The 10504-nt window shown below is 74.7% G+C and carries 8 protein-coding genes and 1 pseudogene; 3 read left to right on the top strand and 6 right to left on the bottom strand.

From position 1 onward, the window contains the following. The 3 genes and pseudogenes from VE546_RS25845 to VE546_RS25835 form a co-directional block, all read right to left on the bottom strand. A pseudogene (locus tag VE546_RS25845) lies at positions 1-141 on the bottom strand (four-helix bundle copper-binding protein); the annotation flags it as partial. Between the two features lie 123 nt (positions 142-264). Next, complete coding sequence (locus tag VE546_RS25840; RefSeq protein WP_324926443.1) at positions 265-3837, bottom strand: substrate-binding domain-containing protein; 3573 nt, start codon at positions 3835-3837, stop codon at positions 265-267. 171 nt (positions 3838-4008) lie between these two features. Continuing rightward, positions 4009-4980 carry a pectate lyase family protein gene (locus tag VE546_RS25835; protein ID WP_324926441.1) on the bottom strand — a complete coding sequence of 324 codons (972 nt, stop codon included), beginning with the start codon at positions 4978-4980 and terminating at the stop codon, positions 4009-4011. Positions 4981-5380: 400 nt separating this feature from the next. Between VE546_RS25835 and VE546_RS25830 the strand changes: the two genes are divergently transcribed. After that, complete coding sequence (locus VE546_RS25830) at positions 5381-6655, top strand: hypothetical protein (protein ID WP_324926439.1); 1275 nt, start codon at positions 5381-5383, stop codon at positions 6653-6655. A 51-nt stretch (positions 6656-6706) separates the two neighbouring features. On the opposite strand, the gene VE546_RS25825 is transcribed toward VE546_RS25830, so the two are convergent. The 3 genes from VE546_RS25825 to VE546_RS25815 form a co-directional block, all read right to left on the bottom strand. After that, positions 6707-7225, bottom strand: a complete 519-nt coding sequence (locus VE546_RS25825) for a DinB family protein (RefSeq protein ID WP_324926437.1) — start codon at positions 7223-7225, stop codon at positions 6707-6709. Between the two features lie 94 nt (positions 7226-7319). Beyond that, positions 7320-8174, bottom strand: coding sequence for a hypothetical protein (locus VE546_RS25820; protein ID WP_324926435.1), 855 nt, complete (start codon positions 8172-8174; stop codon positions 7320-7322). A 174-nt stretch (positions 8175-8348) separates the two neighbouring features. Then, positions 8349-9377, bottom strand: coding sequence for a LacI family DNA-binding transcriptional regulator (locus tag VE546_RS25815; protein ID WP_324926433.1), 1029 nt, complete (start codon positions 9375-9377; stop codon positions 8349-8351). Between the two features lie 263 nt (positions 9378-9640). Between VE546_RS25815 and VE546_RS25810 the strand changes: the two genes are divergently transcribed. Next, a complete protein-coding gene (locus VE546_RS25810; protein WP_324926431.1) occupies positions 9641-9787 on the top strand; it encodes a hypothetical protein in 147 nt (48 codons plus the stop codon). A 101-nt stretch (positions 9788-9888) separates the two neighbouring features. Continuing rightward, positions 9889-10449: a GNAT family N-acetyltransferase gene (locus VE546_RS25805; protein WP_324926429.1), complete on the top strand. Its 561-nt coding sequence runs from the start codon at positions 9889-9891 to the stop codon at positions 10447-10449. Positions 10450-10504 lie beyond the last annotated feature (55 nt).

The following is a 10504-nucleotide window of genomic DNA, read 5'->3' as shown; positions in this document are numbered from 1 at the left end:
GGACAGACAGGCGTCCGCGCACGCCGTGCACGTCTGGGAGCAGTCGAAGCACTCGGAGATGCAGCGCTCCATGGCCCCGCGGTTGACGCCGCCGAGGTCGGCCGGGTAGGTCCGCAGCATCTCCTTGACCATCGTGGTCATCGCTACCGCCTCACTTCCGCCTTCGGGGCCGGCGGCCGTGGCGCACCGGCCCGCCGTGCAGTACGCCCGCCGGGTGACCCGGCCGCGGCACCGACAAACCCCCTGAAAGTCATCGGCCGTCTCCTACGAGGCCTCCCGGTAGGCGTGCGGGGCGACTCCGGTGACCTTGCGGAAGACGCGGCTGAAGTACGCGCGGTCGTGGAAGCCGACCGCGCGGGCCACGGCCTGGACGCTGTCGCCGCTGTGCCGCAGCCGCTCCTTGGCCCGCTGGACGCGCAGCCGCGTCAGGTAGTCCCACGGCGGCACCCCCAGTTCCCGGTGGAAGAGCCTGCTGAGGTGGTCCTCGCTCACTCCGGCCGCCTGGGCGACCTGCCAGCGGGAGATGCGGTGGCGGTAGTGCTGCTCCAGGTAGGCGACGGCGCGGCGGACCGGGGCCCGGGTGCGGGGGCCGCCCGGTTCGGCGCGCCGGGCCATGGCGGCCAGCAGGGCGGCGGTCTCCGCCTCGGTCAGGATGTCCCGGCCGAGGAACACCATGCCCGGGTGCGGTTCCGCGCGGCGCACGTCGTCGGCGCTGAAGCCGCGGTCGCTGAGCACCAGGACGGGCAGGTCGGACCGGCCCGCGCCGTCGCACATCCCCTCGGCGACGTCGAAGCCGTCCATGTCGGGCAGTTCGCGGGAGACGACGAGCAGGCAGGGGGTGTCCTCCGCGAGCAGGGCCAGGGCGGCGGTGCCGTCCGCGGCGGTCCGCACCGTACGGCCCGGCAGCACCCCGGCCAGCAGCCGCCGCCACTGCTCGCGGCGGGGCCCGGAGCCGTCCACGACCACCGCGGGGTCGGTCAGGCCCGGGGGCCGCAGGGCGCGCAGCGCCTGGTCCAGGTCGGGCCCGGAGACGGGGCCGTAGAGCAGGAAGGGCGTGTGGCGCAGCGCCGGGTGGTCGTGCAGCCGCTGGACCGAGGCCCACTCCTGCGGCCGTGCCCCGTCGGCGTCCCAGGCGACGGCGTACGGCCTGCCCTGCGCGACCAGCGAGGCCAGGTCGTCGTCCGGGTCCAGGCGGTGCAGTCGCAGCCCGTGCCGCCGGGCGAGGGCGGCGACCTCCGGGGGCGGCGCGGCCGCGGCGGCGACCAGCACGGTGCGTCCGGCGCCCGGGGCGGGGACGCCCGGGGAGCCGGAGGGTTCCACGGGCGTGGGCAGCGGCACGTCCAGCCGGAAGCCGCTGCCGGCGGGGCCGTGGTCGAGGGTGACCGATCCGCCGTGCAGGGCGGCGAGCCGCCGGGCGATGGCCAGGCCGAGCCGTGTGCCGGGCTCCCCGGAGGCGAAGGGCTGGAAGAGGTGCTCGGCCTCCGCGGGCGGCACGTACAGGCCCGCGGAGACGACGCGGACGCGCAGCAGCGTGGGGAGGACGTCGGCGACCAGCCGCAGCCGGCCGCCGTCCGCGAGGTGCCCGGCGGCGGCGGTCAGCAGGTTGACGACGATCTGGCGCAGCCGGGGGGCGTCGGCCCGGATCGCGGGGAGGCGGCGGGGCAGCACCAACTGCCAGTCGGCACCGGCGGGACGGCGGGTCCAGACGGCGCTGTGGAACGCCTCGGCCAGCACCGGCCGGGGATCCAGCAGCCGGCGGGACAGGTCGAGGGCGTCGATCTCGGACCGGGACAGGTCCAGCAGGTCGTCGATCAGCCGCAGCAGGCGTCCGGCGTCGTCGTGGGCGCGGCGCAGCGCGGCGACGGCGCCGGTGTCGGGGTCGGTACCGGTGTCGGCGCCGGGAATCCGGGTGTGGCGCAGGATCGCCTCGACCGGGGTGCGCAGCTCGTCGGTGGCGTTGTCCAGCAGCCGGGTCTTGAGCCGGCTGGCCTGCTCGGCGGCGTCGCGGGCGCGGCGCACCTCGTCGAACAGCCGGATGCCCTTGAGGGCCGCGCTGATCTGGTCGCCCAGCGCGCGGTAGAGCGCGCCCCGGCGCGCGGCGCCCTGGTGGGGACCGCCGTCGAAGAGGGCGAAGCCGAGCTGCTCGTCGCCGATGTGGAGGGGTTCGAGGACCAGGGTGAAGCGGCGGTCCCGCGGCAGCAGTCCGTCCGGCAGCAGCAGTTCGGCGGGGTGGGGGACGGCGTACGGGTCGTCCGGCGCCGCCTGGTACGGGCCCGTCCGGTGCCGGGGGCGCTCGCCGGGCGGCGGCACCGGCCGGGCCAGGAGGCGGCCCTCGCCGCCCGCGGGCCGCCGACCGTCCTCGTAGAGCACCAGGTGGCACTCGGGCACGCCGGTGTACGGCAGGTGGCGGGCCAGCGCCCCGGTCAGCGCGCCGATGTCGACGGCGGTGGTCAGTTCGGTGCCCAGGTCCCGCAGGCGGCGGGAGTTCTGCTGGTCGGCCCAGCGCTCGTACTCCAGCAGCCGGTGGGACTTGTCGGCCACCATCAACCGGGCCTGGCCGATCAGCCGTTCGACCCGGGCCCGGCCCTCCGGGGGCAGCCGGGGGGCCGCCAGGTCGCGGGCGCGCAGCAGCGCGCGGTCCCAGTCGGCGGCGTCCTCGGCCGTCCGGACCCGGTTGCCGACCAGTCGCTCGACCAGGCACAGGAAGGCATCGCCGGGTGACGGCGCACCGGGTGACGACCCGTCAGGCGGCGAGCCGTGGGCCGGCGTGCCGCTGCCGCCGGCGCCGAGGTCGGCGCGGAGCGCCGCGGACAGCGCCGGGCCGTGGGAGGGCAGGTCCGGGAACAGCTCCTCGGGGAGGGGTTCGCCGGCGGGGCTGCCGGGCGGCCCGTCCGCGCCGGCTCCCTGGGAGACCAGGGGCGAGTGGCAGCCGCAGGAGCGGCGCACGACGAGGGTGCCCGGCACCACGCTCCGCGGGGGCGGCGCGGTGCCCCGCAGCCGGGCGAGGAGGGTGTCCACGGCCAGTGCGCCGAGTTCGGCGAAGGGCAGCGCGACCGAGGTCAGCGGCGGATCGGCCAGCCGGGCCTCCAGCGAGTCGTTGAAGCCGACGACCGCCACGTCCTCGGGCACCCGGATGCCCTGCCCGGTCAGGAACCGCAGGGCGTCGGCGGCCAGGACGTCGCTGCAGGCGACCACCGCGTCGAAGTCGCGGCCGGGCCGCAGCCCGCGGACGTCGACCAGGACCCGCATCGCCGAGGCACCGGCTCCGCCGCCGAAGTCCGCCGCGGCGACGACCAGGGACCGGTCCTTCGGGATGCGGTGCCGGGCGAGGGCGTCGGTGTAGGCCCGGTAGCGGTCCCGGGAGACGGGGTTGGCCAGCGGCCCCCGGACGCAGGCGAGCCGGCGGCGGCCGTGGTCCTTCACCAGGTGGCTGACGGCCGCCCGCATGCCCGCGTAGCTGTCGAGCAGCAGGGTCTCGTGGCCGTCCAGGGCGCGGTTGAGGCTGACGACCGGTAACCCCTCCAGCCGCCGCACCAGCCGGGCGGCCCGTTCCTCGCCCGGGGCGGGCAGGCCGAGGGTGGAGGTCCAGCAGATGACGCCGTCCAGCCGCTCGGGGCCCACCAGGTCGTACAGCGCGGTGCGCGGCGCGCCGCCGGGGCGCAGCGGCCCGCCGGGGAAGCACACCAGGTTGACGTCGTTGCGCTCGGCCGCCGCCAGGACCCCGGACCACAAGGTGGCCCCGACGCCCAGGTGGATGTTGGCCGTGACCAGCCCGATGGTGGGCCGGTCCGGTCCGCCGTCCGGCCGCCGCGCCGGTACGGGCCCGCGTTCCGCCATGGACTGCCTGCCTCGCTCGTCGTCGGAGACGGCCCCCCTGCCGTGTGGAACTTCCCTGCCGGGTCGGAGGACGATAGCGGCGGGCACGCGTCCGGGCAAGACGGGCGGGAGCCCCGTCTTGCCCGGACGGTGTGCGGATCGTCCCGGACCGGCCCGGGCGATCGGTTCGGATCAGATCTTGCCGACGCCGGCCCCCGCCGTCACGATCGACTTGACGCTGGAGGGGCTGTCGACCGTGTAGCTGTAGGGGATGGAGGCGACGGAGCCGCCCGTCTGGCCCTGGCCGGAGTTGACGAAGTGGTTGTTCCTCGCCTGCAGGGAGCCGGGGTCGGAGGAGCCCTCACCCAGGTGGAAGGGGTCCTCGACGTTCTCGAAGTAGTTCCCCTCCACCAGCACGCCGGCCTTCTCGGTCGAGGCCACGCCGTAGTCGCCGATGTTGCTGTAGTAGTTGTTCAGCACGTGGACCGGGTTGCCGAAGCGGACCCGCGGGTGGCGCTGGTTGGTCCCGTCGAACCAGTTGTGGTCGTAGGTCACCCGCAGCTTGCCGGTGTCCTCGCCGGCGTTGTCGTCGGAGTGCCCGAGCAGGAACGTCTTGTCGTGGTCGTGGACGCGGTTCCACGACACGGTGATGTTGTCCGAGGCGCGCTTGATGTCGAGGGCGCCGTCGTTGGCGTCCGAGATGTCGTTGTGGTCGATCCAGACCTTGGTGGAGTACTCGACGTTGATCGCGTCGTCGTTCGACCCCGTGAACGTGAGGTTCCGGATGATCACGTTGCTGACCTTGCTGACGTTGAGGCCGCTGCCGGTGATCCTGCCGGAGGTGCCCACGCCGATGATGGTCTTGTTCGAGGTCACCTTGGTCATGCTGCTCAGGTTGACGGTTCCGTTGACCTGGATGACCAGCGGCTCGGTGCGCTTCACGGCCTCGGTGAACTGGCTGGCGTTCGACACGGTGACGGTGCTTCCGCCCGCGCCGCCGGTGGTGCCGGCGCCGAAGCCGATGGGCTGGTTGGCCGCCAGCGGGCGCGGGGCCTCGGACTCCGCGGCCGCGCCGTTCAGCGCGTTGACGCCGGTGAGGGTCAGTGCGGCCGCCGTGACGGCCACAGCGCTGACCAGCTTGAACCGTGCGCTCGTCCTGCGCATGGGATGCTCCATCCGGTGAGGGGGGACTTCTGGACACGCATGCGTATTCACGTTTTTACGTGCTGTTACCGCGCGGCGACTGGACACGATGCTAGGTCGGCGTCTGTGGACGATGACGGGCCCCGTGTGGACTATGGCGCGCACACGACAGATCGCACGCCGCCGGACGGCCCCGGGGCGGTGCGACGGCCGCACGGCGTACGGCCGGGACCCGCCGCCGGACGGGCGCCGGACTTCCGGCCGCGCGGACGCCCCGGCGGAAAATTCCTCTCCGTCCTGTCCGCGCACGGGACGGATCACGGTCCCGTCCGGACAATGGTGCGAGCACAACGCCCCTTCACCGGCGCGGACTTGCGGCCGGGCGCACATCGAGGCTCCACCACCGGGAGGTACGACGACCATGGCCCTGCGCAATGGACTCAGACGGGCGTTCGCCCCGCGGCACCGGTCACTCCGCACCGACGGCACGAGCGCTTCCGGACCGCGCCCCGCCCGGCGCGCGACACGGGCGGGACTGCTGTCCGCCGCCGCCGTGGCACTGCTGTGCACCACCGCCTCCGCCACCGCCGCGCCGGCCGGGGACCCGTCACCGCCGCCGGCCGCGTCGGCCCTCCAGGCCGAGGTCCCGGCGGGAGTGACGGCGGGCGTCGCCGTCTTCGACCGGCAGACCGGCACGTTCACCGAACAGCTCAACAGCTCCGCCCAGTTCCGGTCGGCGTCCGTGGTGAAGCTGCTGATCGCCCTCGACCTGCTGTGGAACCGCACGCCCGGCGACCTGTCGGCGACCGACCGCTCCCGCGTCGACGCCATGCTGCGCAGCAGCGACGACGGCGCGGCCAGCGCCTTCTGGGCGGCCAACGGCGGAGGCGCCGTCATCGACCGGATGGTCCCCCGGCTCGGCCTGACGGACACCGCCCGGCCACCGTCCACGCACCCCGGCTACTGGGGCTACACGGCGCTGTCGGCACGCGACACCGTGCGGATCTACCGCTACCTGCTGGAGTCCGCCCCGGCGGCCGTGCGCGACTACGTCATGGGCAACCTGCGGCAGTCCACCCGCTGCGCCACCGACGGCTACGACCAGCACTTCGGCATCGCGGGCTCCTTCAACCGCCCCTGGGCGGTGAAGCAGGGCTGGTCGGGCTTCGACTCCGGGGGCTGCACCGCGACGACGGGCACCGGTGCGGGGGGAGCGGACGGCACCGGCACGGAGGCGGCCGCTCCCGGCACGCGGGCGGACGCGGGCGCCGACGCCGTGGACCTCTCGCGTCCGGCGCTGCACACGACGGGCGTGGTCGGCGCGGGGGACCGTTCCATCGTGGCCGTCCTCACCCTCCACCCGAACGGGACCTCGTACGGCAAGGCCTACTCGGACGTGGGCCGGCTGACCCGTTCGCTGAACGTCCCCGGCGCGTCGCGCCCGGCGGGCACCTGGGTCGGCACGTGGGGCAGCGGGGTCCGGGTCCGCGCCCAGACGACGACCGGATCGGCCGCGCTCACCACGCTGCCCGCCGGAGTCGAGGTCCTGGTCGGCTGCCAGGTGCGCGGCCAGCAGGTCAGCGTGCCGCCGTACGTCAACGACTGGTGGGCCCACCTGCCCCAGTACGGCGGCTACATGACCAACATCTACCTCAGCACGCCGGACAACCAGGTCCCCGGCGTGCCGGTCTGCTGACCGCGACGGGAGCGGGTCGTAGGTGGGCCGGACGTGACGTGCCGGCCCACCTCAGGCCCCCGTGACGCCGTCGATGCGTTCCCGGACCAGGTCCGCGTGGCCGTTGTGGCGCGCGTACTCCTCGATCATGTGGACCAGGATCCAGCGCAGCGAGACCTCCTGGTGCCCGGCGTGCCCGGCCTCCCGCTCCGAGAGCCGGCCGGAGTCGTCCAGCGAGGAGCCGGCGATCAGCTCGCGGCCCCGCGCGATCTCCGCCCGCCAGACGGCCAGCGCCTCGTCGATCCCGCGCTCCGGAACGAGGCCGAAACCGTCCCCCTCGTACAGCGGAGGCACGTCGAGACCGGCGAACACCCGCTGGAACCAGTTCCGTTCGACCTCCGCCATGTGCTGGACCAGGCCCAGCAGCGTCATCGGCGACGGCGGCACGGAGGCCAGGCGCACCTGACGGTCGTCGAGCCCCTCGCACTTCAGCGCGAGCGTCGCCCGGTGGAACTCCAGCCAGCTCTCCAGCATGGCGCGTTCGCCCGCGTGCGGGGGCGGTACGGGACGCCCGTCCGGTGTCGTGTTCATGTGCGTCACCCTCCCACAGGGCGCCGGAACCAGGACGGCGAGGGTGTGCGGGCGGCGGGGAGGGGCCGGGCGCCGGACGGCGGACGCCCCGGCGTCACCACCGCGGGATCCCTCCGATGACGCCGGTGCCGGGCGGGTCGAACTTCGCCAGGACGCGCCGGAAGACGGCGGCCCGGTCGCTGTCGGCGGGAAGGGCCCGGAGCCCTGCGCGGAGGCGCCGGACGGCACCGATGGGAACCTCCTCCGCGCCCTTCTCGCTCACCAGGCGTTCGAGGACGTTGGCCCCCCAGTGGACGAGGAAGGGCACCTCCTCGCGGAGGACCGCGTCCACGAGTCCGTCCAACTTCGTGGTGTCCGGGAGGACGTACAGGCGGGCGACGGCGGCCAGGCGCTCGCCGGGCTCCTCGGAGCCGAGCATGGCGTCGACGTCGAGATCGCGTACGCGGGGTGCCACCTTCAGCATCTCGGCGAAGACGTGTTCCTGCCGTGCGGTGCGCGCGGGGCCGCTGGGCATCGACTCGCGCACCCGCGTGTACTCGGCGACGAGACGCCCGAGTTCCTCCCCGGCCCGGGGGTCGTCCTCCTCCCCGGCCGTGTCCCGGTCGGGGACGCCGGCCGCGGCGAGGGCCACCCGGGCGGTCGCGGCGGCTCCGTCCACCTCCTGGTCCAGGCGTGTCGCACGTTCCTCCGCCGCCCCGATGCGCTCTTCGAGCTGCCTGTACTCGAGTCTCGCGCCGCCCGGCAGCTCGATGCTGTGGAACAGGTCGCCCAGCCACGGCACCACGGCGATCACCAGCAGGGCGACCGTGGTGTTGTCGATCTTCAGGTCCGGCAGGATCACGTGCACCAGCGCGAGCGCGGTCGCCGCGGAGCTGACGGCGACGCCGATCCTCCGCCGGCGTCGCGCAAGGTTGCGGTCCGCGTCTTCCTCAGCACTCCCCCGGGCCATGGCGTCCAGGATGGCAGCAGCCGGTGCGGTCCCCCAACTTCCGTTGAAGGAAGGGGCGGTTACCGGGACGGGCCGCCGCGGCGGTACCGGAGGGAGGGGTGCGCGGGACTCCCGTCCCTCCGGTTCCCGGGCGGGACGGTCCGGGAACCCGGCTCGGTCCCGTCCCGGCCGCTCTCAGAGCGCCGCGGCGTCGCGGGAGGGGGCGGCCGTGCTGTCGCGGATGGTCAGGGTGGGGTCGGGGGCCTGGCGGTGTTCGACGGTGTGGCCGCTCGTCACATCGCGCAGTTGACGGGCCGCCAGGGCGCCGTAGGCGGCGATGTCCCGGCGCAGCGCGGTCAGGGCGGGGCGGACCAGTTCGCACAGCGGGGAGTCGTCCCAGGCCACCAGGGAGACGTCGTCGGGGACGCGTACGCCCAGGCTCTGGGCGGCGCTCAGGCCGGACACGGCCATCACGTCGTTGTCGTAGAGGATCGCGGTGGGGCGGTCGGCGCCCTCCAGCAGGGCGCGGGTGGCGGCGAAGCCCTGTTCGCCGCTGTAGTCGGCCTCCACGCTCCGCCCGGTGATGCCCCGTTGGGCGGTCGCGGCGGCGAAGGCCTCGGCGCGGATGACGGAGTGCCGCAGGGTGGCGGGGCCGGTCATGTGCGCGATCGAGCGGTGCCCCAGGCCGGCCAGGTGGGCCACGGCGGTGCGCACCGCCGCCGCTTCGTCGCTCCACACCGTGGGCAGGCTTCCGGAGCCGGCGGGCGAGCCGATCACCACGGCGGGCAGGCGCAGTTCCTCCAGGGCGCGCACCCTCGGGTCGTCGACGCGCAGGTCGACGAGGAAGACGCCGTCGACCTTGCGCTGCGCCCACCAGGTCCGGTAGGTGGCTATCTCCGCGTCGGCGTCGGGGGCCATGGTGAACAGCAGCGAGGTGCCGTCCTCGGACAGTTCGCCCTGGATGCCCGAGACCAGTTGCATGAAGAACGGTTCGATGCCCAGCGAGCGGGCCGGACGGTCCACCACCAGGCCGAAGGCCCCGGCCCTGCCGTCCGACAGGGCCCTGGCCGCGCTGTTGGGCTGCCAGCCCAGTTCGTCCGCGATGGCCAGCACCCTGGCCCGGGTCGCCTCCGACACCCCCGGCCGGCCGTTGAGCGCGAAGGACACCGCGCTCTTGGTCACCCCCGCACGACGGGCGATGTCCACCATCGTGGGACGCTTCACCGCTCCTCCCTCCCGCCCGCGGTCACAGCGAACTGCGCCTCATCCTAGATCGGGCCGCTCCGCCCCGGAACACGATCCGCGGCGGCCGCCGGCCCTCTCCGCAGGTGCGCCGGACCGGGCCGGAACGGTGCCGCAGCCGGTGCCGCCGGTGCCGCTGTCCGCGGGCTGACATCACCCGCCCCGGCCGGGGTAGGAGGCAGGAAACGGACCATCGACGGTCGTGTGCTCACCCCGCCGGGCACACACGAGCACCTGGAGGAACAGTGCCGGGCATCCTGAGCAAGATCGCCGCGTTCGCCCGCAGCCCGCAGGGCCGCCGGCTGACCCAGCAGGCCAAACGGGCCGCCTCCGACCCCCGGAAGCGGACCGAGGCCAAGCGTGCCCTGAGCAGGCTGCGCGGACGCCGCTGAGACACCGCCCCCTGCCCCCTTGTGCCGCCCGTCACCGTGGGAAACGGTGACGGGCGGCGGCGTGTGCTGCCAGGATGGCGCGCATGGCCGAGGTTCACACCATGAGCAACACCAGCACCATGAGCACCGAACGCACCATCCGTGTCGTCCACACCGCCGATCTGGACGACGCCGTCCGCACGGCGGCCCGGGCCCTGCTCGACGAGGCGTTCGAGGGGGACTTCGGCGACCAGGACTGGGAGCACGCCCTGGGCGGTGTGCACGCCCTGCTGTGGGAGGGCTCCGAGCTGGTCGGGCACGCCGCGCTGGTCCAGCGGCGCCTGCTGCACGGCGGGCGGACGCTGCGGGCGGGCTACGTCGAGGGGGTCGCGGTCCGTGCCGACCGGCGCGGACGCGGCCACGGCGCCGCCTTGATGGGGGAGCTGGAGCGGGTGGTGCGCGGCGCGTACGACCTGGGGGCGCTGAGTTCCTCCGAGGAGGCGCTGGAGTTCTACGCGGCGCGCGGCTGGCAGCGCTGGCAGGGGCGTACCGCGGCGCTCACGCCCACGGGCGTGGTCCGCACCGAGGAGGACGACGGCGGCGTGTACGTCCTGCCGGTGACGGCCAGGCTGGATCCGAACGGCGTGCTGGTCTGCGACTGGCGCGACGGCGACCTGTGGTGACGGTCCGGCGCGCCGCCGCGGCGCGCCGGGCCCCGCGGTGACCTTCCCCGAGGGG

The sequence above is a fragment of the Streptomyces sp. genome (assembly GCF_035644915.1).
GTDB lineage: Bacteria > Actinomycetota > Actinomycetes > Streptomycetales > Streptomycetaceae > Streptomyces.
The sequence above is the reverse complement of the archived record's forward strand: the minus strand, read 5'-3'. Positions and strand labels throughout refer to the sequence as shown.

Coding starts and splice junctions, on each gene's coding strand:
- VE546_RS25825 (WP_324926437.1), bottom strand. CDS start 7,225: ATGAACACGACACCGGACGGGCGTCCCGTACCGCCCCCGCACGCGGGC.
- VE546_RS25835 (WP_324926441.1), bottom strand. CDS start 4,980: ATGCGCAGGACGAGCGCACGGTTCAAGCTGGTCAGCGCTGTGGCCGTC.
- VE546_RS25820 (WP_324926435.1), bottom strand. CDS start 8,174: ATGGCCCGGGGGAGTGCTGAGGAAGACGCGGACCGCAACCTTGCGCGA.
- VE546_RS25805 (WP_324926429.1), top strand. CDS start 9,889: ATGAGCAACACCAGCACCATGAGCACCGAACGCACCATCCGTGTCGTC.
- VE546_RS25840 (WP_324926443.1), bottom strand. CDS start 3,837: ATGGCGGAACGCGGGCCCGTACCGGCGCGGCGGCCGGACGGCGGACCG.
- VE546_RS25830 (WP_324926439.1), top strand. CDS start 5,381: ATGGCCCTGCGCAATGGACTCAGACGGGCGTTCGCCCCGCGGCACCGG.